General features: G+C 67.2%; 24 protein-coding genes and 1 pseudogene. 20 read left to right on the forward strand and 5 right to left on the reverse strand.

The features are described 5' to 3' along the window. The first annotated feature begins 22 nt into the window (after window positions 1–22). Complete coding sequence (locus CSW59_RS10930; RefSeq protein ID WP_099444069.1) at window positions 23–685, forward strand: nitroreductase; 663 nt, start codon at window positions 23–25, stop codon at window positions 683–685. 206 nt (window positions 686–891) lie between these two features. Here CSW59_RS10930 and CSW59_RS10935 read toward each other — a convergent pair whose 3' ends face one another. After that, window positions 892–1,923, reverse strand: a complete 1,032-nt coding sequence (locus CSW59_RS10935) for a WD40 repeat domain-containing protein (RefSeq protein WP_099444070.1) — start codon at window positions 1,921–1,923, stop codon at window positions 892–894. Between the two features lie 241 nt (window positions 1,924–2,164). Here CSW59_RS10935 and CSW59_RS10940 point away from each other — a divergent pair, with 241 nt between their 5' ends. Further along, the gene (locus CSW59_RS10940) at window positions 2,165–2,620 is read left to right on the forward strand and encodes a biopolymer transporter ExbD (RefSeq protein ID WP_099444071.1); all 456 of its coding nucleotides are present in this window, start codon (window positions 2,165–2,167) and stop codon (window positions 2,618–2,620) included. Between the two features lie 156 nt (window positions 2,621–2,776). Continuing rightward, window positions 2,777–3,637 carry an EF-hand domain-containing protein gene (locus tag CSW59_RS10945; RefSeq protein WP_099444072.1) on the forward strand — a complete coding sequence of 287 codons (861 nt, stop codon included), beginning with the start codon at window positions 2,777–2,779 and terminating at the stop codon, window positions 3,635–3,637. 63 nt (window positions 3,638–3,700) lie between these two features. On the opposite strand, the gene CSW59_RS10950 is transcribed toward CSW59_RS10945, so the two are convergent. Then, window positions 3,701–4,822, reverse strand: coding sequence for a GTP-binding protein (locus CSW59_RS10950; RefSeq protein ID WP_099444073.1), 1,122 nt, complete (start codon window positions 4,820–4,822; stop codon window positions 3,701–3,703). Window positions 4,823–4,861: 39 nt separating this feature from the next. After that, the gene (locus CSW59_RS10955) at window positions 4,862–5,491 is read right to left on the reverse strand and encodes a hypothetical protein (protein ID WP_099444074.1); all 630 of its coding nucleotides are present in this window, start codon (window positions 5,489–5,491) and stop codon (window positions 4,862–4,864) included. A gap of 204 nt (window positions 5,492–5,695) precedes the next feature. On the opposite strand from CSW59_RS10955, the gene rplU reads away from it, so the two are divergent. From rplU to CSW59_RS10970, 3 genes are all read left to right on the forward strand, one after another. Next, on the forward strand, window positions 5,696–6,250 hold the full coding sequence (gene rplU, locus CSW59_RS10960) for a 50S ribosomal protein L21 (protein WP_099444075.1): 555 nt from the start codon (window positions 5,696–5,698) through the stop codon (window positions 6,248–6,250). A 31-nt stretch (window positions 6,251–6,281) separates the two neighbouring features. Then, complete coding sequence (gene rpmA / locus CSW59_RS10965) at window positions 6,282–6,551, forward strand: 50S ribosomal protein L27 (protein WP_096052697.1); 270 nt, start codon at window positions 6,282–6,284, stop codon at window positions 6,549–6,551. A gap of 191 nt (window positions 6,552–6,742) precedes the next feature. Beyond that, window positions 6,743–7,276 carry a GNAT family N-acetyltransferase gene (locus CSW59_RS10970; protein WP_099444076.1) on the forward strand — a complete coding sequence of 178 codons (534 nt, stop codon included), beginning with the start codon at window positions 6,743–6,745 and terminating at the stop codon, window positions 7,274–7,276. 114 nt (window positions 7,277–7,390) lie between these two features. On the opposite strand, the gene CSW59_RS10975 is transcribed toward CSW59_RS10970, so the two are convergent. After that, the gene (locus CSW59_RS10975; protein WP_099444077.1) at window positions 7,391–8,350 is read right to left on the reverse strand and encodes a hypothetical protein; all 960 of its coding nucleotides are present in this window, start codon (window positions 8,348–8,350) and stop codon (window positions 7,391–7,393) included. Between the two features lie 195 nt (window positions 8,351–8,545). Here CSW59_RS10975 and obgE point away from each other — a divergent pair, with 195 nt between their 5' ends. From obgE to CSW59_RS11015, 8 genes are all read left to right on the forward strand, one after another. Next, window positions 8,546–9,610, forward strand: coding sequence for a GTPase ObgE (gene obgE, locus CSW59_RS10980; protein ID WP_099444078.1), 1,065 nt, complete (start codon window positions 8,546–8,548; stop codon window positions 9,608–9,610). Then, window positions 9,607–10,737: a glutamate 5-kinase gene (gene proB, locus CSW59_RS10985; protein ID WP_099444079.1), complete on the forward strand. Its 1,131-nt coding sequence runs from the start codon at window positions 9,607–9,609 to the stop codon at window positions 10,735–10,737. Before obgE ends, proB begins: the two co-directional genes overlap by 4 nt. Before the next feature lie 126 nt (window positions 10,738–10,863). Continuing rightward, a complete protein-coding gene (locus CSW59_RS10990) occupies window positions 10,864–12,399 on the forward strand; it encodes a UbiD family decarboxylase (RefSeq protein ID WP_099444080.1) in 1,536 nt (511 codons plus the stop codon). A 113-nt stretch (window positions 12,400–12,512) separates the two neighbouring features. Then, a complete protein-coding gene (locus CSW59_RS10995) occupies window positions 12,513–14,333 on the forward strand; it encodes a M14 family metallopeptidase (protein ID WP_099444081.1) in 1,821 nt (606 codons plus the stop codon). 81 nt (window positions 14,334–14,414) lie between these two features. Beyond that, on the forward strand, window positions 14,415–14,816 hold the full coding sequence (locus tag CSW59_RS11000) for an MAPEG family protein (protein ID WP_099444082.1): 402 nt from the start codon (window positions 14,415–14,417) through the stop codon (window positions 14,814–14,816). Window positions 14,817–14,865: 49 nt separating this feature from the next. After that, complete coding sequence (locus CSW59_RS11005; RefSeq protein WP_099444083.1) at window positions 14,866–16,197, forward strand: TldD/PmbA family protein; 1,332 nt, start codon at window positions 14,866–14,868, stop codon at window positions 16,195–16,197. After that, the gene (locus CSW59_RS11010) at window positions 16,194–16,973 is read left to right on the forward strand and encodes a 3'(2'),5'-bisphosphate nucleotidase CysQ (protein ID WP_099444084.1); all 780 of its coding nucleotides are present in this window, start codon (window positions 16,194–16,196) and stop codon (window positions 16,971–16,973) included. The genes CSW59_RS11005 and CSW59_RS11010 overlap by 4 nt, the downstream gene beginning before the upstream one ends. Before the next feature lie 20 nt (window positions 16,974–16,993). Beyond that, a complete protein-coding gene (locus tag CSW59_RS11015; RefSeq protein WP_201722779.1) occupies window positions 16,994–17,230 on the forward strand; it encodes a DUF4170 domain-containing protein in 237 nt (78 codons plus the stop codon). A 43-nt stretch (window positions 17,231–17,273) separates the two neighbouring features. On the opposite strand, the gene CSW59_RS11020 is transcribed toward CSW59_RS11015, so the two are convergent. Continuing rightward, a complete protein-coding gene (locus tag CSW59_RS11020) occupies window positions 17,274–17,939 on the reverse strand; it encodes a tyrosine-protein phosphatase (protein WP_099444086.1) in 666 nt (221 codons plus the stop codon). A gap of 144 nt (window positions 17,940–18,083) precedes the next feature. Between CSW59_RS11020 and CSW59_RS21840 the strand changes: the two genes are divergently transcribed. From CSW59_RS21840 to lpxK, 6 genes and pseudogenes are all read left to right on the forward strand, one after another. Continuing rightward, complete coding sequence (locus CSW59_RS21840) at window positions 18,084–18,416, forward strand: hypothetical protein (protein WP_369825771.1); 333 nt, start codon at window positions 18,084–18,086, stop codon at window positions 18,414–18,416. Next, window positions 18,389–19,876, forward strand: coding sequence for an ABC transporter ATP-binding protein (locus CSW59_RS11025; RefSeq protein ID WP_369825777.1), 1,488 nt, complete (start codon window positions 18,389–18,391; stop codon window positions 19,874–19,876). The genes CSW59_RS21840 and CSW59_RS11025 overlap by 28 nt, the downstream gene beginning before the upstream one ends. After that, window positions 19,873–20,571: a lysophospholipid acyltransferase family protein gene (locus CSW59_RS11030; RefSeq protein WP_099444087.1), complete on the forward strand. Its 699-nt coding sequence runs from the start codon at window positions 19,873–19,875 to the stop codon at window positions 20,569–20,571. Before CSW59_RS11025 ends, CSW59_RS11030 begins: the two co-directional genes overlap by 4 nt. Window positions 20,572–20,601: 30 nt before the next feature. After that, window positions 20,602–21,617: pseudogene (locus CSW59_RS11035) on the forward strand (cation diffusion facilitator family transporter). Next, complete coding sequence (locus CSW59_RS11040; RefSeq protein ID WP_099444088.1) at window positions 21,614–22,873, forward strand: 3-deoxy-D-manno-octulosonic acid transferase; 1,260 nt, start codon at window positions 21,614–21,616, stop codon at window positions 22,871–22,873. Before CSW59_RS11035 ends, CSW59_RS11040 begins: the two are co-directional and overlap by 4 nt. Further along, window positions 22,870–23,877 carry a tetraacyldisaccharide 4'-kinase gene (lpxK, locus tag CSW59_RS11045; protein ID WP_099444089.1) on the forward strand — a complete coding sequence of 336 codons (1,008 nt, stop codon included), beginning with the start codon at window positions 22,870–22,872 and terminating at the stop codon, window positions 23,875–23,877. Before CSW59_RS11040 ends, lpxK begins: the two co-directional genes overlap by 4 nt.

The following is a 23,877-nucleotide window of genomic DNA, read 5'->3' on the forward strand; positions in this document are numbered from 1 at the left end:
AATGGGATTAAGGGAGCCTTCGATGGACGTGATCGACGCCGTCAACCGCCGCATGTCGGTGCGCGCCTTCAAGCCTGACCCGATCGACGGCGCCCTGGTGCGCGAGCTGCTGGAAGCCGCCGCCCGCGCGCCCTCAGGCGGCAATCTCCAGCCCTGGCGGGTCCAGGTCGTGTCGGGCGCGCCGCTGAAGGCGCTGACCGACGCCATGCTGACCCGCGTGGCTTCGCCCGATCCGACCGAATACGACGTCTATCCCGCCAACCTGTGGGAGCCGCTCCGTAGCCGCCGCTTCCAGGTGGGCGAGGACATGTACGGGGCGCTGGGCATCCCGCGCGAAGACAAGATGGCCCGCCTGCAGTGGTTCGCCATCAACGGCCAGGGCTTCGGCGCGCCGGTTCAGCTGTTCTTCTCGATCGACCGCCGCTGCGGTCCGCCGCAGTGGAGCGATGTGGGCATGTTCATGCAGACCTTCATGCTGCTGGCGGTCGAGCGCGGTCTCGACACCTGCCCGCAGGAGTTCTGGTCGCACTACAACAAGCTGGTCGACACCCATGTCGGCCTGCCCGAGGGCCATATGCTGTTTTCCGGCATGGCCCTGGGCTATCGCGACGAAGCCGCCCCGGTGAACAACTTCCGCTCCCGCCGGGCGCCGTTCGAGGAGTGGGGGGAGCTGAAGGGGTTATAGGGGCCGAACTCAACCGGCTGAAATCATCTTCTCTCGTCATCCCGGCCGGAAGACCGCGTAGCGGGCTGTAGAGCCGGGACCCAGGGGCGGCCGCACCGCCACTTGCCCCTGGGTCCCGGATAGCCTCTGCGAGGCTTCCGGGATGACGAGAGATTTAGTCTTTGAAATATCGAGGACTCTTTCGCCTCGGCAATTGGGCGTCACCCCTACCCCGCGAACTGGCGGGGGCCGCTGATATCCGGGATCTCCAGCACGCCCGCCTCGCCGCTCTCATCGCCCCAAGCCATGAGCTTGCCGTCGGCGCTGACCGAGAGCGCGCTGATCGGAGCGCCCTTCTCGGCCTTCAGGGTCTCGATGCGGCCATTGCGCATGTGGGCGGCCCAGATCTTACCGTTGTCTTGCGCGGCCAGGCAGACGGGATGGGTGTCGATCCCCGCCACCCGCACGACCATGGAGTCGCGTGAGAACCCGATCTCGGCGGCCTCCTTGCCCATCGGCCCATTGGCGCCGGCGAACGGCCAGATAACCGCGCCGCTGGCGCCGGCCGTGGCCAGCAAGCTGCCCTTGTCGAAGAAGGCCAGGCTCTTGATCTTGGACGGATAGCCGCCCATCCGCATGTCCTTGCCATCCGACAGGCGCCAGCCATGCAGCTGGTTTTCCTGCATCGACGAGATCAGGAACTTGCCGTCGGGACTGAAGGCGGCGCCGATATGGCTACCCGCCCACTTGAGCAAATGCGGCTTCTGGTCGGCGATCCGAGCGTACCAGAGATAGGCGCCGCCATAGGTGACGGAGGCCAGACGACGGCCCTTGGGCTCGAAGGCCAGGCCAGAGACCGTCTTCTCGTGCGCGAACGCCCGCGCGAAGGCAGGGTCAGCGGCGTCGCGGACATGGACCTCCTTGCCGGCGGTGAAGGCGATCAGGCCCGAAGCGGCGCTGGTCGCCACATGCTCGATCCACTTGTTCTTCACCTCGGCGAGAACGGTGGCGACCACCTCGCCGTTCTCGATTCGGCTCCAGACCAGACGGCCATCGTCGCCGCCGGTGACAACGCCAACGCCGTTGGGGTGAAGGGCGGCGGCCAGAACCGCGCCGCCCAGGGGGCCGCCGTGGGCCTCCACGGTGACGAACCCATCCTCGGCTTGCAGCCGAACTGTGCCGTCGCCGAGGGCGAAAACGGCGCGGCCCGAGCGGTCGAAAAGGGCCTCGGTGACAAAGGCGTCGAACGAAAAGATCATGCGTCGCACTTAATGCGCGCGGCCCCCAAGGGCCAGACTCTTTCGCGTCGATGCGTTTCGAGGCGCGTTTCGAGCGCATCGGCCACGACTGCCTGTTCGAACGGCGTTCGGCAAAAAAGAGTCAAAAGGGGGTTGCTATTGCGCCGCGTCGTCGGGCTTTACTTCCGCGCCCGTCTGCGCCAGACGTGGCGAGGTAACGACATTTCAGGCGTGCGCGACGCGCGCGGCCTTCTGGGAGACAGTGCAGGCTATGGCGGCTAAACTTGCTGGCGGCGGTGGTGGCCGTTACGATCTGGGCCAGAATTCCGAAATCAACGTCACGCCCTTCGTGGACATTCTGTTGGTGCTGCTGATCATCTTCATGGTCGCCGTGCCGATGGCCGTGACCTCCATCAAGATCGACCTGCCCCCGGCCTCGCCGCCCCCTCCTGGCGTGAAGCCGAAGGAGCCGGTGTTCATCTCGATCCAGAAGTCGGGCGCGATCTTCATCGCTGACCGTCAGACCAGCCTCGATGGCCTGGAAGCCGACCTGAACGCCAAGTTCACCTCGACCGGCCAAGCCGGCCCGAAGGATGATCAGCGCATCATGATCCGCGCCGACGCCGACGTCATGTACGCCGACTTCATGGGCGTGCTGAACCAGCTGCAAACCGCCGGCTGGTACAAGGTCGGCCTGATCAACGAGGACATCCGCTAAGGATCCTCGGCGACAGCCAAAGATCGAAACCCCGCTGGCCTCGGCCAGCGGGGTTTTCTTTTGCGCCCAAGAGGCGGTTTGGCTGCCCAGCACGCAACCTTGGCTTGATTCTTGCTTCTCCCGATCGCCGAACAGTAGCGGCTTTGGGAGAGCGTTATGACTTCGATCACCAGCGGCGGCCTGACCCAGCAGCTCTATCAGAGCGTGTTTGACCATCTGGACGTCAACAAGAGCGACGGTCTCTCTATCGACGAGCTCAAGGCCGCAGGTGGCGAGAAACAGGACTACGCCTCGGCGTTCAAGACACTCGACGCCGACACGGATGGAAAAATCAGCCGGGCTGAAATGACCGGGTCGTCCGTCGCCCTGTCGAACGACACGCTCTCGGCGCTCGTCGAGGCCCAGACGACGACCACGCCAAGAACCGCGCTTGCGGCCAGTAAAGGCACGCTCAGCCTGCTGGATGGCGCGCGATCCGAGCAGGAGACCCAAGACATCAACGCCCTGTTCGCCCGCGCGGACGTGGACGACGACGGGAAGCTCTCGGACGCCGAATGGGATGCCGAAAAGGCTCTGCGCCGCGCATCAAACCTTGATGCGGGCACGATATCAGGCCCGATCTTCATGGCGGTGGACGCCGACGGAGATGGATTGACCAGCATGGACGAAGTACGGGCTGGCCGGGGCGCGCCTCTGCCTCTGAACGCGGTCGCCACGGCCACGCCAGTCACCGCCGTCGCAATCGACCCGTCGATCGCTGGAGACGCGACCAACGCCTCTGGGGAAGCGACGCAACAGAGCGCCGAACAGGCTCAAGCCGATTGGGCCGAGCGGACGTGGGGCGGCGAGGGAACCTACACGTTCCTTGATCGCGAACTCGCCGCCTACCGTTCGGCCGCTCAGATCGATTTCAGCGGCATGACGATGTCCGCCGCGCTTAGCACGCGCCTGATCAACCAGATCCTGGCGGGCCTGGAAAACAAGACCGACAACCTAACCCAGCAGGTCTCGGCTTAACGGGGCGGTCCGTCGCGATCGGGATCTTCACCTGATCACGACGGACGCCGGCGCGCCTACGCCTCAAGCCGCTGTCGCCTCGAACCCCGCGCGCAGCTCGGCCTCGTCCAAGTCGCGACCGATGAAGACCATGCGGCTGTAGCGCTTGTCCTTGTCGGTCCACTCGCGCTGGAAGTCGCCTTCCAGGATCATGTGGACGGCCTGGAAGACGAGACGCTTGTTCTCGCCCTTCACGTCGATGATGCCCTTGGCGCGCAGGATGTCCGGACCGCGCCTGGCCAGCAGGTCGTTGAGCCAGGCGGTGATCTTCTGACCGTCGACCGGCTTTTCCAGCGTCAGCGAGATCCCCTTAACGCCGTCGTCGTGCACGTCGCTCTTGGCGTCGTGGTGATGGTGGTGGTGGTGACCATGGCCGCAGTGCTCGTCATGCACATGATCATGATCGTGGTGATGGTGATGATCGTGGCCGCAGTGCTCGTCGTGCACGTGGCCTGGCTCGCCGTGGGCGGGATTGAGGAAGTCCGGCTCCAGCTCGGTGATGCGGTCCAGGTCGAAGCTGTGCTTGCCCAGGATCGCCTCCAGCGGGACGTTCGAGCGCTGGGCGCGATGGATCGGGGCCAGCGGATTGATCCGGCGGATGCGCGCCTCGACATGGCGCAGATCGTCCTCGGAGACGAGGTCGGTCTTGTTCAGCACGATCTGGTCGGCAAAGGCGATCTGCTCGACGGCCTCCTTGCTGTCGCCCAGGCGCAGCATGATGTGCTTGGCGTCGACGACGGCGGTAACCGAGTCCAGCGCCGTGCGCGCCTTGACGTCCTCGTCGACGAAGAAGGTCTGGGCCACCGGGCCGGGATCGGCCAGGCCCGTGGTCTCGACGATGATGGCGTCGAAGCCGCCCTTACGTTTCATCAGACCCTGCAGAACCCGGATCAGGTCGCCGCGCACCGTGCAGCAGACGCAGCCGTTGTTCATCTCGAACACTTCCTCGTCCGCCCCGACCACCAGGTCATTGTCGATGCCGACCTCGCCGAACTCGTTGACGATCACGGCGTATCGCTTGCCGTGCTCCTCGGTGAGGATGCGGTTGAGCAAGGTGGTCTTGCCGGCGCCGAGATAGCCGGTCAGCACGGTGACGGGGATTTTGCCGGAGACGGCGGGCGCGGCCAGAGAGGTGTCTTGGGTCATGGTCGCTATTTAGGCGCTCACACCTCGAAGCGGAACACCTTACAGGTCGAGGAACGCTACCCCGACGCCCATGGCGATCAAGGCCACACCAAGAATGGTCGACTCGTAGCGAGCAATGCGCTCGAGCCCCAGACGCTTGACCCCCGCCAGGCTAAGCGCGGTGAACAACAGCATGCCGACCGCGGTGGCGGCCATCAGCACGGCGCTCAGAGCCAGGAAGCCGGTCCAGCCATGCTTTACGCCCGCCAGATAGATCGGCAGGAACGCCTCGCAGGGCGACAGGGTCAGCAGCACCACCAGGGCGGCGATGGCGGCGCGGTCCGAGGCGTAGCGCCGGGTCTGGATGTCGGCCTCGCCGTGCTCGTGGCGGCCGCGCCATAGATAGAAGAGTCCCAGGGCGCCCATCAGGGCTCCCACCACCCATCCGAACAGGGCGCCCATGTGCGGCTGTACGGCCAGGCCCGCGCCGACCAGGCCAACGCCCAGTAGGATGGTGAAGGCCACGTGCCCCAGACCGGCCAGGGCCGTGACGCTCAGCGTCTTGCCCGCCGACCAGTGCTGACCGCGCCCGACGAGGACGAATGGAAGCCAATGGGTCGGCAGCGCCGCGTGCAGGAAGGCGACGGCGAAGCCAGTGGCGGCGATGGGGGCGAGAAGCGACGGGTTCACGGGGAAGGCCTATAGCGTGTTACAAAGTAACATACCAGGGAGAGTTCGCGAACTTCTCGCATTTAGCAAACTCAGGGCCGGATTCCCGTGGCGACGCCGTTGACTCTCAGCCTCGCGGCTGTATAAGTCGCGCCCTCTTCGCCCGCCGGGTTTCCGAGCGGGCGTTCCCTATTTTGCGAACGCACGTTTTTAAGGCGCTAACCTATGTACGCGGTGATCAAAACCGGCGGCAAGCAGTACCGGGTTCAAGCCGGCGACCTGCTGGTGGTCGAAAAGCTCGAAGGTGAACCCGGCGCTGCCGTGGCCTTTGGCGAAGTCCTGATGCTTGGCGAAGGCGAGGCCGTGACGGTCGGCGCCCCCACCGTGGACGGCGCTGTCGTCTCCGGCACCCTGATCGAAACCCGCAAGGGTGAGAAGGTGAAGATCTTCAAGAAGATCCGCCGTCAGGGCTACCGCCGCACCCGCGGTCACCGCCAGCTGGAATCGGTCGTGCGCGTCACGTCCGTCGCCGGCGCCGGCAAGGAAGCCAAGTGGGAAGGGTCGATCGACCTGACCCCGAAGGTCATTCTGGACGCCCGCGCTCGCGGCCTCGGCGACGCCGCCGTGCCGTTCACGGTTCCGGCCTCGACCGAAGCCGCTCCGGCTCCGAAGAAGGCCGCCAAGGCTCCGAAGGCCGCCGAGGCGACCGCCGAAGCCGCCCCGAAAAAGAAGGCCGCCCCTAAGAAGGCCGCCGCCACCACGGAGGAAGGCGAAGCCTAAGGGCGACGCCTTCTAAAGGTAGGAGAGCAAGATGGCTCACAAGAAATCAGGCGGCTCGTCCAGCAACGGTCGCGACTCAGAGTCGAAGCGCCTTGGCGTGAAGAAGTTCGGCGGCGAGAAGGTTCTCGCCGGCAACATCCTCGTGCGTCAGCGCGGCACCAAGTTCTATCCGGGCACGAATGTCGGCATCGGTAAGGACCACACCCTGTTCGCGCTCGTGCAGGGCGCGGTGGGCTTCGTGACCAAGAAGCACAACCGCACCTACGTGACCGTGACCCCGGCCGCTCAGCCGGCCGAGTAAGCACGAACCAGAGTTTCTTCGGATCGTGCTTCTCCTTCAGAAGACGATCCGGACAGACGATCTCTAGCGGGGAGTCCGGAACGCCGGGCTCCCCGCTTTTGTTTTGTCTCGTCGCCATTCGCAACAAGCTTCGCCATGGCGGCGTCACGGTCCCGCTTCAAGGAGGACCGGAGGAACTCTGGGAGGCGCCGATGTGCGTCATCGAAGAAAGACCCGTCATCGAAACCCAGCGCTTGACGCTGCGGGTTCCGAGCAAGGCCGACGTCGAGCGCGTGGCGGCCTTCTGCGTCGATCATGAGGTCGCGCGCATGACCACGCGCATGCCCTCGCCCTACACCCGCGGCCACGCCGAGGACTTCGTGGCCCGATGCGGGACGCAGGACCGCGCGCGCGACAACACCTTCGCGATCGAGCTGGCAGACGAGGGGCTGATCGGCGTCGTGGGCCTATTCACCAACCCGGACGGCTCTGTCGAGCTGGGCTACTGGATCGGCCGACCCTACTGGGGGCGCGGCTATGCGACCGAAGCGACCAAGGGCGCTTTAGACTGGGCGCGCGGCGTCTGGAACAAGCGCTATGTCGCCGCCGGGCACTTCGCCGACAACGACGCCTCGGGCAGGGTGCTGGTGAAGGCGGGATTTCTCTACACGGGCGTCGTCGAGCACAAGCCGTCGATCGCGCGGGGCGCCCTGGCGGCCACGCGGATGATGGTGTGGCTAGCTTAGAAAGCTGTCTTCCCGGCCAAGCGCGTCGCGCGCCGAGCCGGGACCGCCGGAAGCTCTGAGTTCATTGCGGTCCCGGCTCTTCGCTTCGCTGCGGCCGGGATGACAACTCTTTCTCTAGGCCGCGCGGTGGGTGTGGATCACCTTCTGCGGGCCTTCACGGAAGCGCTTCTCGGCCGTCACGATCCGCTCGCACAAAGCGTCAAGGTCGCTCAGCAGCGAATAGGTGGCGTAGATGGGAATCTCCATCATCGCCACCTGCGCGCGCGGCATGAACTCGGTGTACTTCTTCCAAGACGGATGGCTGTCGCGCGCGTTTAGAGCGCGCTGACCCAGCGGGTTCCACAGGTCCAGATCCACCAACTCGTCACGGCACTGCTTCATCACCGGCAGGGCGATGTAGAGGAACAGGAAGGTCGGGGTCGCGGCCTTGGCGAATTGCGGCTGCACCTGCAGGTGCCAGATGCGATAGGCCTCGAAGAACCCCGCCTTGCGCACCGGATCCGGCGGCAGCCAGGAAGCGTTTTCGTTGATCAGCTCATTGGCGGTCGACGAGCGCTTGACCAGTTCATCGGCGCTGGCGCCGGGCGGCATGGTCTTGGACAGCGCCACGACCGGGATGGCCAGCTTCTTGGCGACATCGGTATAGGCGACCTGCTTGCCGGCCATCGGCGTCCATTGGCCGAACGAGGGCGCGCCGGGCGTGCTGGCGCGCTTGGTCGCCGCAGCCTTGTGCAGCAGAAGCTGCTCTTCGCGCTGCTGTTCGGCGCGCTGGCGGTCGAATTCTTCCTCGTGCGCCGCCTGCTCCTCGGCCGTCATCCAACGAGCGCGGCCGGGGCCATAGGTCCGCTCGTAGCGGTTCAGCAGAACGAGGGTGTGGTCGGTCGAGGGGCGCTGGCCCACTTCGCCGAGAAAAGTCTTGAAATCACGCCACTGCGGCGCGACGCCGGTTCCGCGACCGATCAAGATGTTGCGGTGCACAGAGGCTTCGGCGCTATACTTGCGATGGATTTCCTGCGTCGAAAGCTCGACCAGATCCTTCGTCAGAGTATCGTCGACTTCTATTTCGGTCGCCAAGGTCAGCCTCCCGTTCCGCCTGCGAAACACGGCGGCTCGCTGCCATGACACCTTGTCGCATAGCGTGGTTTAACATTTCGTCACGACGCCGAGCCCTCGTCATCGGTTTCTTGAGGTTAATGGCTGTGGCCATGCGTCACGGTCGAATCCGGGTTTTGGCTCGACGCGCGAGACGCCTTGGGACAAAAGGACCGCATGAAATTCTTGGACCAATGCAAGATCTACATCCGCTCCGGTAACGGCGGCGGCGGATCGGTGTCGTTCCGCCGCGAGAAGTACATCGAGTACGGCGGCCCGGACGGCGGTGACGGCGGTCGCGGCGGCGACGTGTGGATCGAGGCTGTCGAAGGCCTCAACACCCTGATCGACTATCGCTACCAGCAGCACTTCAAGGCCGGCACGGGCGTGCACGGCATGGGCCGCGCGCGCCACGGCGCCGCCGGCGAGGACGTGTTGCTGAAGGTTCCCGTCGGCACGGAGATCCTGGAGGAAGACAAGGAGACCCTGATCGCCGACCTCGATCACGCCGGGATGCGCATCCTGCTGGCCAAGGGCGGCAACGGCGGCTGGGGCAATCTGCACTTCAAGGGTCCGGTGAACCAGGCGCCGAAGTACGCCAATCCCGGCCAGGAGGGCGAGGAGCGCTGGATTTGGCTGCGGCTGAAGCTGATCGCCGATGTCGGCCTTGTGGGCCTGCCCAACGCCGGCAAGTCGACCTTCCTAGCCGCCGCCAGCGCCGCAAAGCCCAAGATCGCCGACTATCCGTTCACCACCCTAACCCCGAACCTGGGCGTCGTGGACCTGTCCAGTAGCGAGCGTTTCGTGCTGGCCGACATCCCCGGCCTGATCGAGGGCGCGTCGGAAGGCGCGGGCCTGGGCACTCGCTTCCTGGGCCACGTCGAACGCTCGGCGACCCTGATCCACTTGATCGACGCCACCCAGGACGACGTCGCCGGCGCCTATGAGACGATCCGGGGCGAACTGGAAGCCTATGGCGACGAGCTCGCCGACAAGGCCGAGATCCTGGCCTTGAACAAGATCGACGCCCTCGACGAGGAAACCCTCGCCGAAAAGATCGCCGAACTGGAAGCGGTGTCGGGGATCAAGCCGCGCTTGGTGTCCGGCGTCTCGGGCCAGGGCGTCACCGAACTGCTGCGCGCCGCCTACCGGCAGGTACGCATCCGCCGGGGCGACCTTGAGGAAGAGATCGCCGAAGACGAGGATCACGTCGACGAGACCCCCGGAGGCTGGACGCCGTGAGCCAAGCCGCCGAGGCGTATCGCAGCGCCCGCCGCATCGTCTTCAAGGTCGGCTCGGCCCTGCTGGTCGACGACGCGACCGGTGCGGCCGACCGCGCCTGGCTGGAGGCGTTCTGCGCCGACGCTGCGGCCCTGCGCGCGGCCGGCAAGCAGGTGCTGGTGGTCTCGTCAGGCGCCGTTGCGCTCGGTCGTCGACGCCTGGGCCTGAGCGGCAAGAAGGCCACCTTGCCGGAAAAGCAGGCGGCGGCGGCAGCCGGCCAGAGCTTGCTGATGCGCGCCTGGGAAGAGGCCTTCGAGCCGCATGGCCTGAGCGTGGCGCAGATCCTGCTGACGCGCGACGACACCGAGACCCGCCGCCGCTGGCTGAACGCCCGCGCCACGACCGAGACCCTGATGGGCCTGGGCGTGGTGCCCGTGGTCAACGAGAACGACACGGTCGTCACCGAGGAAATCCGCTACGGCGACAACGACCGCCTGGCCGCGCGCGTGGCCCAGATGGCCGGCGCCGACCTTCTGGTGCTGCTGTCGGACATCGACGGCCTCTACACCGCCGACCCGCGCAAGAACCCCAAGGCCCAGCACATCCCGCTGGTCCCGGAGATCACGGCCGAGATCGCCGGCATGGCCGAGGGCGCCAACGCCGCGGCCGGGGTCGGCACCGGCGGCATGGCCACCAAGATCGCCGCCGCCCGCATCGCCCGCGCCGCCGGCTGCGCCACCCTGATCACCTTGGGCTCGCGTCCACGTCCGCTGGCCGCCATCGCCGACGGCGAGAAGGCGACCCTGATCGAGGCCGGCGCCAGCCCCGCCGCCGCCTACAAAGCCTGGATCGCCGGTTCGCTGGCCCCCCAAGGCTGGGTCACGATCGACGCCGGCGCGGCTAGGGCGCTGGAGTCCGGCAAGAGCCTTCTGTCGGCCGGCGTCCGCGCCATCGAGGGCCCGTTCGACAAGGGCGACGCCGTCCGGGTCCGCGACGAAACCGGCCGCGAGGTCGCGCGCGGTATCGTGCGCTACGACAGCGCCGACGCCCAGCGCATCGCCGGCCTGCGCTCGGACGCCATCGAGGCCGAACTCGGTTTCACCGAGGGCCCGATGATCCACGCCGACGATCTGGCCGTAGCTCAATAAAAATTGTCATCCCGGACAAGCGCGCAGCGCGCCGATCCGGGACCGCCGGGATGACAGGGATTGGTCGAAAAGCGATTCAGTTCTCCGCACACCCGGTCTAGGTTCCGCGCGTTTCCAGGAGTCCCCATGGCCTACCGATCCCTCCGCGAATTCATCGACGTCCTGGAGGCCAAGGGCGAGCTGGTCCGGGTCAAGGAACCGGTCTCCAGCATGCTGGAGATGACCGAGATCCAGACTCGCCTGCTGGCGACCGGAGGTCCGGCGGTGCTGTTCGAGCACGTGCTGCTGCCCGACGGTTCGCGCTCGGAGATGCCGGCGCTGGCCAACCTGTTCGGCACGGTCAAGCGCGTGGCCATGGGCGTCACCCTGGGCGGCGAACCGCGCGAGACGGCGGGCGAGCTGCGCGAGGTCGGCGAGCTCTTGGCCTTCCTGCGCCAGCCCCAACCGCCCAAGGGCCTCAAGGACGCCCTCGACATGCTGCCCCTGGCCAAGACGGTCATGAGCATGCGTCCCGGAACGGTGAAGAAGGCCCCCGTGCAGGAGGTTGTCCTGACCGGCGACCAGATCGACCTCACGAAGCTGCCGGTCCAGACCTGCTGGCCGGGCGAGCCCGCGCCGCTGATCACCTGGCCGCTGGTCGTGACCAAGGGTCCAGGCAAGGACCGCGAAGACGACTTCAACCTCGGCATCTACCGGATGCAGGTCCTGGGTAAGGACAAGTGCATCATGCGCTGGCTGGCCCACCGGGGCGGCGCCCAGCACTACGCCCGCCACAAGAAGGCCGGATCCAAGGAGCCCCTGCCCGCCTGCGCCGTCCTGGGCGCGGATCCCGGCACCATCCTAGCGGCCGTGACGCCCGTGCCCGACACCCTGTCGGAGTACCAGTTCGCCGGCCTGCTGCGCGGGGCAAAGGTCGATCTCGTCCCGGCCAAGACCGTGCCGCTGATGGTCCCGGCCCACGCCGAGATCGTCATCGAGGGCCACGTCCTCTTGGACGAGTTCGCCGACGAGGGCCCCTATGGCGACCACACCGGCTACTACAACAGCGTCGAGAAGTTCCCGGTCTTCCAGGTGACGGCGATCACCATGCGCAAGGACCCGATCTATCTGACCACCTTCACCGGCCGGCCGCCGGACGAGCCCTCGGTGCTGGGCGAGGCGCTGAACGAGGTGTTCATCCCGCTGATCCGCCAGCAGTTCCCCGAGATCGTCGACTTCTGGCTACCGCCCGAGGGCTGCAGCTACCGCATCGCCGTGGTGTCGATGAAGAAGGCCTATCCGGGCCACGCCAAGCGCGTGATGCTGGGCGTCTGGAGCTATCTGCGCCAGTTCATGTACACCAAGTGGGTGATCGTCGTGGACCACGACATCAACGCCCGCGACTGGAAGGACGTCATGTGGGCGATCAGCACCAAGATGGACCCAGCGCGGGACATCACGGTGATCGAGCACACGCCCATCGACTATCTGGACTTCGCCTCGCCCGAGAGCGGCCTGGGCTCCAAGATCGGCCTCGACGCCACCGACAAATGGCCGCCCGAGACCAAGCGCGAGTGGGGCGAGGAAATCCGCATGGACCAGGCCGTGGTCGACGCCGTCAGCGAGAAGTGGTCGCGGCTGGGTCTGCCCGGTGACGGGGCGCCGATCTGGAAGGCAAAGTGATCTGTCATCCCGGCCCGGCGCGAAGCGCGCCGAGCCGGGACCGCCCAAAATGCCAGACTTGCGGCGTTCCCGGCTCTCCGCTCCGCTGCGGCCGGGATGACATAGGAAAGTCGATGAAAGCCCTCACCTTGGCGGCCATAGCCGTCGCCCTGACCGCGAGCACCAGCATGGCCCAGACGAAGAAACCTTGGGACGAAGCCTTCCTGCCACCGGCGCCGCATTGGCAGGGCGCCAGCCAGGGGCTGATCCGCGACAAGGCCGATCCTTGGGTGACGCCGTTCGAGGCCGACGCCGAGCACAACTTCAGCCCGACCTATGCCGACACCCGCGCCTGGTTCCAGAAGCTGGATAAGGCGAGCCCCCTGATCCGCGTCGAGGACTTTGGCGTCTCGCCTCAGGGGCGCGAGATCTTTGCAGTGATCGCCAGCAAGGACGGTGAGAAACTGGATCCCAAGAAGCCGCTGCTGCTAATTCAGGCCGGCATCCACCCCGGCGAGATCGACGGCAAGGACGCCGGCATGATGCTGCTGCGGGACATGGCGTTCCACGGCAAGGATGGCCTGCTGGACAAGGTCAACCTGGTGCTAATCCCGATCCTGTCGGTCGATGGTCATGAGCGCTCGGGCCCCTACTCCCGCCCCAACCAGCGCGGGCCGCGCATCCAGGGCTGGCGCAACACCGCGACCAACCAGAACCTCAACCGCGACTTCATGAAGCTGGACCAGCCGGAGATGCGGGCGCTTAAGCGCTTGCAGGCCAAGTACAAGGCCGATCTCTATGTCGACGTCCACGTGACCGACGGCATGGACTACCAGTACGACGTCACCTACGGCTTCAACGGCGAGAACGGCGTCTGGAACCGCTCGCCCGCCATCGCCAAATGGCTGGACGGGGTGCTCAAGCCCGTCATGAACAAGAGCCTGGAGGCGCAGGGCCACATCCCGGGCGAGTTGGTGTTCGGGATCGACGAGCACAATCCGAAAGCCGGCTTCTCGGACGGGGGCCTAGGCGAGCGCTTCTCCAACGGCTGGGGCGCGGCGGCCCACGTCCCGACCATCCTGATCGAGAACCATAGCCTGAAACCCCACGCCCAGCGCGTGCTGGGGACCTATGTGTTCATCGAGACGGCCTTGAAGCTGCTGGCCGACAAGGGTGGCGATCTGCGGACGGCCATCGCCGCCGATACCGCCCTGCGCCCGACCGAAATCCCGGCCAACTTCGTCGCCGACGACAAGCCCGCCTACACGCGCGCCTTCAAGGGCATCCGCTATGAGTACTACGACAGCCCCGCCTCGGGCCGGAAAGAAGTGCGCTGGCTGGGCGAGGCCGATCCAGAGATCTGGAACGTCCCGTTCTATGGCTCCAAGCCGTCGCTGACCCTCAAGCGCCCGACCGCCTACTATGTGCCCAACTACCGCGCCGACCTCATCGAGCGCCTGAAGCTGCACGGCGTGACGCTGGAGACCCTGCCCTCCGACAAGACGATCAAGGTCGAGATGATCCGCCTGGTCGATCCCAAGATCGCCACGCGCGCCAACGAAGGCCACGTGCAGATCAGCGTCGACAAGGTCACCACCGAGACCCGCGACTGGACCTTCCCCAAGGGCTCGGTGCGTGTGCCGACCGACCAGCCGCTGGGCGACCTCGTCGTCCTGCTGTTGGAGCCGCAATCCAGCGAGAGCGTCTTCGCCTGGGGCATGGTCCCCGAGGTGCTGAGCCGCGTCGAATACATCGAGCCCTACGCCATCGCCCCGCTGGCCGAGAAAATGCTGGCCACCGATCCGAAACTGAAGGCCGAGTTCGAGGCCAAGCTGGCCGCCGAGCCCAAGTTCGCCGCCGATCCCGACGCGCGCCTGGCCTGGTTCTACAAGCGCACGCCGTTCTACGATGACCACCACCTGCTGTATCCGATCGCCCGTGAGGTCGGGAACTAGCGCTGGGTTGCCGTTCCCGGGCGAAAGGTCTCATATGGCCCGCCGCTCGGGGGCGGGCGGCGTCATAGGGTTCTTGTAGTCATGGATACGATCGTTTCCGGCCACGCGGCCGCCCTCTGGGCCGGCCTGCACCTCTTGCTCATGCTGGTCCTGTCGGTGCTGGTCGTGCGCCTGCGTCAGAAGCACAAGGTGGCGCTGGGCGACGAGGGCATTCCGGAGCTGGCGCGCGCCATCCGCGCCTTCGGCAACGCCACCGAATACGTGCCGGCGGGCGTCGCGGCCCTGGCCGTCCTGGCCGTCGCCGGCGCTTCGGCCCTGACCATCCACGTGGTCGGCTTCCTGCTGTTCGCCGGCCGCGTCATCCATGCGGTTGGCCTATCTAATAGCGGCGGCGTTTCCATCGGTCGTACGGCGGGCATGATCGCCACCTGGCTGGCCTACATCTTCGCCGGCGTGGCGCTGCTGATCTCCGCCATCGCCTAATTCCCCTCCGCCGCTTGCCCCGGCCCGTGCGCGTCGTCCATAAGACCGCATGGACGAAAACCTGTTGCATGACGTGGTCGCCGCCGCGCGCAAGGCCGGGGCCGACGCGGCCGAGGCTGTCTTCGCCGAGCGCCAGTCGCTCTCCGTCAGCGTCCGCTTGGGCGATCTAGAGGAAGTCGAGCGCGAGGAGGCCCGGGACCTGGGCCTTCGCGTTTTCATCGGTCAGCGCAGCGCCACCGTCTCCGGCTCCGACATCTCGCCTGAGGCCCGCGCCAAGCTGGTCGAGCGCGCCGTGGCCATGGCCCGCCTCGCGCCCGAGGATCCCTACGCCAGCCTGGCGCCGGCCGACCGTCTGGCCCGCGCGCCCTATCCCGAGCTCGACCTCGTCGATCCTTACGAGCCCACGGCCCAGACGCTGGAGACCCAGGCCCGCCAGGCCGAGGAGCACGCGCGCGCCGTCCAGGGCGTGACCAATTCCGACGGCGGCTCGGCGGCTTGGTCGTCGTCCCGTTGGGCGTTCGTCACCAGCGAAGGCTTCCAAGCCACCCACGCGGCCACCGGACACTCGGTGTCGGCCTCGGCCATCGCCGGCGAGGGCGCGGGCATGGAGCGCGGCGGCGAGGGCCGCTCGACCCGCCACTTCGGCGACCTGCCCGCCGCCGGCGACATCGGCATGGAGGCCGGCCGCCAGGCGGTGGCGCGGCTGAACCCGCGGAAGATCGCCTCGACCACCGCCCCGGTGATCTTCGAAAACCGCCTGGCCATGAGCCTGATCGGCCCCCTCCTGGGCGCGATCTCGGGTCCGTCGATCGCGCGCGGGACCTCGTTCCTGAAGGACAAGCTGGGCCAACAGATCTTCGCGCGCGGCGTCCATCTTCTGGAGGATCCGCACCGGGTTCGCGGCCTGGGCTCGGCGCCGTTCGACGACGAGGGTGTGGCGACGCAGGCTCGCGCCCTCATCGACGACGGCGTGCTGACCACCTGGCTGCTGAACACCAGCTCGGCCAAGCAGCTGGGCCTTGTCACCACCGGCCACGCCTCGCGCGGTCTGGCCGGCCCCTCCGGCGTCTCGACCCACAACCTGACGCTTCAGCCGGGCGAGAAGGACGTCACGGGCCTGATGAAGGACGCCGGGAACGGTCTGGTCGTCACCTCGATGTTCGGCCCTTCGCTGAACGGCAACACCGGCGACTGGTCGGTCGGCTGTTCCGGCTACTGGTTCGAGAACGGCGAAAGCACAGGTCCCGTCACCGAGATCACCGTCGCCGGCAACCTGATCGACATCTACGCCCGCCTCGTCCCCGGCTCGGACCTGATGCTGCGCGGGGCCAGCAACAGTCCGTCGCTGCTGGTCGACGCCCTGGCCATCGCGGGCAAATGAACGACCTGGACTTGATCCTCGACGCCGCTCGCAAGGCCGGGGAGCTGGCGCTCACCGCGCGCGAAAGCGGGTTGAAGATCTGGTCCAAAATAGGCGGCTCACCCGTCACCGACGCCGACCTAGCCGTCGACACCCTGCTGAAGCTGGAGCTGAAGTCAGCGCGGCCGGACTACGGCTGGTTGTCGGAGGAGACCGCCGACGATCCGACGCGCCTGAACACGCGACGTCAGTTCGTTGTCGACCCGATCGACGGCACCGTGGCCTTCATGAAGAACAAGCCGTGGTTCGCGGTCTCGATCGCCGTGGTCGAGGACGGCCGGCCGATCGCCGGCGTGGTCCACGCGCCGGCGCTTTCCGAGACCTACGCCGCCACGCTGGAGGGTCCCGCCACCCTGAACGGCGCGGCGATCGCGCCCAGCGCCACCGACCAGCTGCTCGGCGCGGCGATGCTGGGCGACGCCAAGATGTTCGCCCACCCCGCCTGGCGCGAGCCGTGGCCACAGATGCGCATCGAAAGCCGCAACTCGATCGCCTACCGCATGTGCCTGGTGGCCTCGGGCGCCTTCGACGCGGCGGTGGCCTTGTCGCCCAAGAGCGAGTGGGACCTGGCCGCCGCCGACCTGATCGTTCGTCGCGCGGGCGCCACGCTTAGCGATCATAAAGGCAATGACTTCGCCTATAATCGGCCCGTTCCGCAGGTTCCGAGCCTTGTTTGCGCCAATCAGGCGCTAGCGCCATTGATCCTTAACCGCGTCGGGCATATCGAGCTGCCATAAAACCAATTCCTCGCAGGAACTTGCTCCAAATGCCCGATAAGCAGCTTCTTCATATCGTCATCGGCGGTGAACTGAAGGACGTCGCCGGCACCGAATTCCGCGATCTCGACCAGGTCGAGTTCGTCGGCGCCTATCCTAGCTACGACGCGGCCCACAAGGCCTGGAAGGCCAAGGCCCAGGCCACCGTCGACAACGCCCACGCCCGCTACTTCATCATCCACGCCCACAAGCTGCTGGATCCGAGCAGCGAGGGCTGATCTGGTCTGAAATCCTCCCCCTAGCGGGGGAGGATTTGGCGGATCACTCCCGCCGCAAAATCTTGTCCGTCAGCACCTTCCCCAGCATCCCGGCGCGGAAGGTCTTCTTCATCGCGACCGGATCGTAGTCGTCGCTCTCGACCCATTCGCTGAAGGTCAGCCCCTTGGGCTCGCCGTGCTCCAGGTACTGCTCGAACACGTAGTCCAGCACGCCGGTGTTGCCGTGCTTGATGTGCAGGTAGCGGGGCCCGAGCTGCTTCATCGCCTCGCGGATCGGCTGGCCCAGGCGATAGTGGGCATAGAAGACGCTCATGATGCCCGCCCGGTCCGCGCCGGACTTGCAGTGCAGCAGGGCCGGATATTCGATCGTCTCGAACAGTTCCTTGGCCCCGCGCACCCGCTCGCGGATCGGGACTTCGCGCGAGGTGATCGTGAAGTCGACGAAGTTCAGGCCCAGGCGCTGGCAGGCGTCCTTCTCCAGCGCGTAGAAGCTGCCGTCGAAGCCGCCGCGCAGGTTCACGATCGTCTTGATCCCCTGCTTCTTCCACCAGGCCAGCTGGAACGGCCAGGGTTGGTTGGCGCGGACCATCTCGGGGCTGATCCAGTGGGCGTTGGAAAAGCCCAGACGCAGATAGGCGTGGTCGTTCCACAGATAGTGGAGATAGGTCCTGAACCGGCCCCAGGGCGTGGTGAGGTCGAACTTGGCCAAGCGGGGACGATCCTTGCGAATTGCGCGGTCTAAGTAGGGTAGAGCGGCTCGAAAGGCAAAACCGGCCCTTATGCTGTCGCTTTTACCGGCCAGTGCGTCTCGCGCGTCCTTGACAGCCTCCGCGCGAAATCCGACCCCTCCCCCATGACCGCCCAGGACACGCCTGAACTTTCCAACCGCGTCATCGCCGCGCGGATCTGGCGCGAGTACCTTCAGCCCCGTCGCAACCGGCTGGTCGCCGCCCTGCTCTGCGCGGTCGCGGTCGCCGGGCTGAGCGCCGCGCTCGCCTATGTACTGAAGCCGGCGGTCGATCACTTGATCTCCGATCCCCAGCCCGGCGCGCTGTGGCGCATCCCGCTGCTGATCGCGCTCATCGCCGTCAGCCGGGGGTCTTCCAGGTCTTGCAGACCACCTCGATCAACCGGATTGGCAACGGCGTCGTCGGCGACATGCAGCTGCGGCTGTTCGCCAAGCTGATGCGCTCGGACCTGGCGCGCCTGCGCGGCGCGCACTCGGGCTCGTATGTCTCGTCGATGCTGTACGACGCGACCTTGATCCGCGAGGCGGCGACCAGCGGCCTGGTCAACTACACGCGTGAGTTCCTGACCGTGGTCGGCGCGCTGGTCGTCATGTTCCAGCTGGACTGGGCGCTCGCTGCAGGCGTCCTGATCATCGGCCCCGTCTCCAGCCTGTTCATCCGACGCTTTTCAAAGAAGACAACCAAGGCCGCCAAGGGCGCCATGGGCGAGACCTCAAACCTCTCCACCGCGATCATGGAGAGCCTGGACGGCGTCAAGATCGTCAAGATGGAGAACCGCGAGGCCTATGAGGAAGGCCGCGTGGCCGCCGTGATCGAGCGCCGTCAGCGCCATCTGATCAAGGGCTCGAACGCCAAGGCCATGGCCGCGCCGGCTACGGAGACCTTCGGCGCTCTGATCACCGCCGGCGTCCTGGCCTATGCCGGCTGGCGGGCGACGATGGGGCAGATGAGCGCTGGGGACTTCTCGGCCTTTCTGGCGGCTCTGGCCATGGCCTTGCAGTCGCTACGCCAGGTCGCCAACCTGCAGACGGTGTTCAGTGAAGGCTTCACCGGCGCTCGCCGCCTGTTCGCCGCCCTGGACGTCGAGCCAACCATCGTCGATCCCACCGAGGCCAAGCCGCTGCCGGCCGGCGACAGCGCGATCGCTCTGAGCCACGTCACCTTCTCTTACGGCGCCGACATCCCGGCCCTATCGGACGTCTCGCTAGAAGCGCGGCAGGGCGAGACCGTCGCCCTGGTCGGTCCCTCGGGCGGCGGCAAGAGCTCGATCCTGAACCTGATCCCGCGCTTCTACGACGTGAACGGCGGCGCGGTGACCATCGACGGCCACGACGTACGGACCGTGACCCTGTCGTCCCTGCGCGACCGCATCGCGCTCGTCACCCAGGAGCCGTTCCTGTTCGACGACACTGTCCGCACCAACATCGCCTACGCCCGCCCCGGCGCCAGCCAGGCGGAGATCGAGGCCGCCGCGCGCCAGGCCGCCGCCCACGACTTCATCATGGCCCTGCCCGAGGGCTATGACACCCCCGTCGGCGAGGCCGGAACCCGTCTGTCGGGCGGCCAGCGCCAGCGCATCGCCATCGCTCGCGCCTTCTTGAAGAACGCCCCGATCCTGCTTCTGGACGAGGCCACCAGCGCGCTGGACACCGAGAGCGAGGCCCAGGTGCAGGCGGCGCTGGAGCGGCTGATGGCCGGCCGCACCACCATTCTGATCGCCCACCGCCTGTCGACCGTGAAGAACGCCGACCGCATCTATGTCATCGACAAGGGCCGCGTGGTCGAGACCGGCGCGCACGCCGAGCTGGTCCAGATCGGCGGCCTCTATGCGCGGCTAGCCAAGGCCCAGGACCTCGATCACAGCCCGGACGCACCAGCCCTGGAGGGCGACGTTTGAGACCCCTGCGTTCGCCGGTCGTGATCTGGCTGCTCTCCTCGGTCTTCGCCGGCTATTCCAAGCTCGTCTTCCGCACTCTGCGCATGACCGAGGAAGGCCGCGAGCAGGTGCAAGCCGTGTGGGCGCAAGGCCGCGCGGAAGGCGTCGGCGCGATCCTCTGCTTCTGGCACTCGCGCATCCCGATGTCGCCGCTCAGTTGGCCGCAGAGCCCCGAGCGCCAGGACATGCGCGCCCTGATCTCGCGCTCCAACGACGGCGAGTTCATCGCCCGCACGGTCGAGAAGCTGGGCTTCCCGGCCATCCGCGGCTCCTCGGCCAAGAAGACGGATCTGGCCAAGAACAAGCACGGCGAGCAGGCCTTCCGCGACATGGTCAAGTGGGTGAAGGACGGCGGCGGGATCGCCATCACGCCCGACGGTCCGCGCGGCCCGGCCGAGCATATGGAGAAGGGCACGCCCTCCCTGGCCCGAGTCACGGGCGCGCCGGTGATCTTCGTCGGCCTGGCCGCCAAGCCTTGCCTGCGCCTCAGCTCATGGGACCAGACCATGATCCCCCTGCCCTTCGCCAAGGCCGCCATGGTCTGGGACGGACCGACCGGCGCGGGACGCGGCGACGATCCCGACCAGCTGGTCGAGGACTGGGCGGCGCGCCTCTCTGCGGTCACGAGAAGGGCCGAGGCCCTGGTCAAAGATTGATCCAGCCCCTGCTTGGTGGGATGTAGGGCCATGGCTCACGATCACCCCGGACACGCGCATAATCACGATCATGGGCACGATCACGACCATGATCACCACGATCATGATCACGCGCATGGTCACGGCCATCACCACCATGGCCACGGCCACCACGGCCATAGCCACGCGCCCAAGGACTTCGGCCGCGCCTTCGCGATCGGCACGGCGCTGAACCTGAGCTTCGTGGTCGTCGAGGCGGCCGCCGGCCTGATCACCGGGTCGCTCGCCCTGCTAGCGGACGCCGGCCACAACCTCTCGGACGTGCTGGGCCTATTGATGGCCTGGGGGCAACGGTGCTGGCCAAGCGCGCGCCCAGCCTTCGCCGCACCTATGGCCTGCGCAAGGGCACGATCCTGGCCTCGCTGGCCAATGCCGCCCTGCTGCTGGTCGCCGTCGGCGCGATCGCCTGGGAGGCCGTTCGCCGCTTCGCCGATCCGCAGCCGATCGAGACCGGCCCGGTGATGATCGTCGCCGCCATCGGCATCGCCATCAACACCGCCACGGCCCTGATGTTCATGAAGGGCTCGAAGGAGGACCTCAACGTCCGGGGCGCCTTCCTGCACATGGCCGCCGACGCAGGCGTCTCGGCGGGGGTCGTCGTCGCCGCCTTCGCCCTGAGCCTGACGGGCTGGCTGTGGCTCGACCCTGTGGTCAGCCTGGCCATCGTCGCCGTCATCGTCCTAGGCACCTGGGGCCTCCTGCGCGACTCGCTAGATCTGGCCCTCGACGCCACGCCGCGCGGCATTGACCCGGCCAAGGTCCGTGACTGGCTGGCCGCCCGTCCGGGCGTGTCCGAGGTGCACGACCTGCACATCTGGGCGATGAGCACCACCGAGACGGCCATGACCGCTCACGTCGTGAGGCCCCTCGGCGCCGACCACGACCAGTTCCTGCACGAGGCCTGCGCGGAGCTGGCCAGCAAGTTCAACATCGGCCATGTGACCATCCAGGTCGAGACCAGCCACGGGGCGCACGCCTGCCGTCTGGCGCCTGCGGACGTCGTGTGACCCCGTCCCTGGGCCTCTACCGGGCCGCCACGGGCCTGCTCGAACCGATCGCGCCCGCGCTGCTGGCCCACCGCGCCCGCCAGGGCAAGGAGGACCAGGCGCGCCTGGCCGAGCGTTTGGGCCGGAGCGAGCGCGCGCGGCCGGACGGCCCGCTGGTCTGGCTGCACGGCGCCAGCGTCGGCGAAAGCCTGTCGATCCTGCCCCTGGTCGAGCGCCTGCGCGCTGAGCGGCCGGAGGTCACGGTCCTGGTCACCTCGGGCACGACGACATCCGCCGCCCTGCTGGCCAAGCGCCTGCCCAGCGGCGCGATCCACCAGTACGCCCCCGTCGACGCCCCCGGCGCGGCGCGGCGCTTCATAGCCCGCTGGAAGCCCGACCTCGCCGTCTTCGTCGAGAGCGAGCTGTGGCCAAACCTCTTGCTGGAGGCCAAGGCCGCTGGGACGCGCCTGGCCCTGGTCTCGGCCAAGCTATCGGACCGCAGCTTCGCCCGTTGGAGCAAGCGCCCCGACGCCGCTCGCCAACTGCTGTCAGCCTTCGACCTGATCCTGGCCCAGGACGCCCGCGCCCATCAGCGCTTCGAGGCCCTGGGCGGCAAGGTCACCGGCGAGGCGGATCTGAAGTTCGGCGCCGGACCGCTGCCGGTGGACGAGCCAGAGTTGGCCAAGCAGCGCGCTATCTTCGCGGGCAAGCCGGTGCTGTTGGCGGCCAGTACGCATCCAGGCGAAGACGAACTCGTCATCGCGGCCTATGCCGAAATGGCCGAGGATCGTCCTCATCTGATCATCGTGCCGCGCCACATTGAGCGGGGTCCGGCTATTGTCGATATGGCACGCTGGCGCGGCCTGTCAGTACGGCTCCGCAGCGGCGGCGACCCGTCGGGGTCGATCCTCGTGGCGGACACGCTTGGCGAGCTTGGCCTGTGGTACCGGCTCGCGGACCTAGCTCTGATCTGCGGCAGCCTGCTGCCCAATATCGGTGGGCACAATCCTCTGGAGGCGGCCCGCGTCTCTTGTCCGTTCGTGCGCGGTCCGCACGTCGAGAATTGGCGAAGCGTGTACGATGCGCTCGCCGAAGTCGGCATTGGCGGCTACGCTGACGATACGGACCTCTGCGATGATTTGAGCGGGGCCCTCGCGAACCCGGATCAACTACGCATTCAAGCCGCGAAGGCCCGCGCCTTCGTCGACGTCCGCGACGCCGAGGCGCGCGCGGGCCTTTCCCGCATCCTCGAGCTGGTCCCCAAGATAGCCTCATGAAACTCGGCACGCCTCGCTGGTGGTATGTGAAGAGCGGCGGCCCCGCCCCCGTGACGCGCGCCCTGCTGACCCCGATCTCGTGGCTATGGGCGGCGGCGACCGCGCGCCGGATCGCCAAGGCCGTGCCGACCGAGGTCGCCGCCCCGGTGATCTGCGTCGGCAACGTCACCATGGGCGGCGCCGGCAAGACACCGATCGTCCGCGAGCTGCTGCTGACCCTGACCCGTCGCGGCGTCGCAGCGCACGGCCTCTCACGCGGCTATGGCGGCAAGCTCAAAGGGCCCGTGCGGGTCGATCCCACGCGCCACACGGCCGCCGAGGTCGGCGACGAGCCGCTGATGCTGGCCCAGGATTTCCCGATGTGGGTCGCGCGCGACCGATCCGCCGGCGCCATCGCCGCCTCGGCCGCCGGGGCCGGCGCGATCGTCATGGATGACGGCCATCAAAACCCCAGCGTCCGTAAGACGCTGTCGCTGGTGGTGGTCGATGGCGAGACGCGCGGCGGCGAGTGGCCGTTTGGCGATGGCAGGGTCTTCCCCGCCGGCCCGATGCGCGAGCCGCTGAAGGTCGGTCTGGCCCGCGCCGACGCCGTGATCGTGCTGCTGCCGGTCGACATGCCGCAGCCCGACTTCGATCTCCTGGTCGAGTTCGGTGACATGCCCGTGCTGGTCGCGCGGCTTGAATCTGCGGCCCCCGTTCCGGAAGGTCCCCAGGTCGGCTTTGCTGGCGTCGGCAAGCCCTGGAAAGTCGAAAAGGCCCTGACCGCCGCCGGTTGCCAGCTGGTGGACTTCGCCCCCTTCCCAGACCACGGCGCCTATGACGAGGGAACGCTGAAGATGCTGGCCGACCGCGCGCAGGTCTATGGCGCGGGCCTGGTCACCACCGAGAAGGACTGGATCCGGCTGCCGCCCGCCTGGCGCGCGCGGGTGACTCCGTGGCCCGTCCGCGCCCGCTTCGACGACGAAGCGGCGCTGGAGGAGCTGTTGGCCAAGGCGGGGGTGTAG

The sequence above is a fragment of the Caulobacter sp. BP25 genome (assembly GCF_002737755.1).
In the GTDB taxonomy this organism is placed as follows: Bacteria; Pseudomonadota; Alphaproteobacteria; order Caulobacterales; family Caulobacteraceae; genus Caulobacter.

What these genes read in the sequence shown, in the direction of transcription:
- CSW59_RS10935 (WP_099444070.1), bottom strand. Translation starts at nt 1,923, where the DNA reads ATGATCTTTTCGTTCGACGCCTTTGTCACCGAGGCCCTTTTCGACCGC.
- CSW59_RS11005 (WP_099444083.1), top strand. Translation starts at nt 14,866, where the DNA reads ATGGACGAAAACCTGTTGCATGACGTGGTCGCCGCCGCGCGCAAGGCC.
- CSW59_RS11025 (WP_369825777.1), top strand. Translation starts at nt 18,389, where the DNA reads ATGCAGCTGCGGCTGTTCGCCAAGCTGATGCGCTCGGACCTGGCGCGC.
- obgE (WP_099444078.1), top strand. Translation starts at nt 8,546, where the DNA reads ATGAAATTCTTGGACCAATGCAAGATCTACATCCGCTCCGGTAACGGC.
- rpmA (WP_096052697.1), top strand. Translation starts at nt 6,282, where the DNA reads ATGGCTCACAAGAAATCAGGCGGCTCGTCCAGCAACGGTCGCGACTCA.
- rplU (WP_099444075.1), top strand. Translation starts at nt 5,696, where the DNA reads ATGTACGCGGTGATCAAAACCGGCGGCAAGCAGTACCGGGTTCAAGCC.
- CSW59_RS10930 (WP_099444069.1), top strand. Translation starts at nt 23, where the DNA reads ATGGACGTGATCGACGCCGTCAACCGCCGCATGTCGGTGCGCGCCTTC.
- CSW59_RS10990 (WP_099444080.1), top strand. Translation starts at nt 10,864, where the DNA reads ATGGCCTACCGATCCCTCCGCGAATTCATCGACGTCCTGGAGGCCAAG.
- CSW59_RS10950 (WP_099444073.1), bottom strand. Translation starts at nt 4,822, where the DNA reads ATGACCCAAGACACCTCTCTGGCCGCGCCCGCCGTCTCCGGCAAAATC.
- lpxK (WP_099444089.1), top strand. Translation starts at nt 22,870, where the DNA reads ATGAAACTCGGCACGCCTCGCTGGTGGTATGTGAAGAGCGGCGGCCCC.
- CSW59_RS10945 (WP_099444072.1), top strand. Translation starts at nt 2,777, where the DNA reads ATGACTTCGATCACCAGCGGCGGCCTGACCCAGCAGCTCTATCAGAGC.
- CSW59_RS11000 (WP_099444082.1), top strand. Translation starts at nt 14,415, where the DNA reads ATGGATACGATCGTTTCCGGCCACGCGGCCGCCCTCTGGGCCGGCCTG.
- CSW59_RS11010 (WP_099444084.1), top strand. Translation starts at nt 16,194, where the DNA reads ATGAACGACCTGGACTTGATCCTCGACGCCGCTCGCAAGGCCGGGGAG.
- CSW59_RS21840 (WP_369825771.1), top strand. Translation starts at nt 18,084, where the DNA reads ATGACCGCCCAGGACACGCCTGAACTTTCCAACCGCGTCATCGCCGCG.
- CSW59_RS10970 (WP_099444076.1), top strand. Translation starts at nt 6,743, where the DNA reads ATGTGCGTCATCGAAGAAAGACCCGTCATCGAAACCCAGCGCTTGACG.
- CSW59_RS10995 (WP_099444081.1), top strand. Translation starts at nt 12,513, where the DNA reads ATGAAAGCCCTCACCTTGGCGGCCATAGCCGTCGCCCTGACCGCGAGC.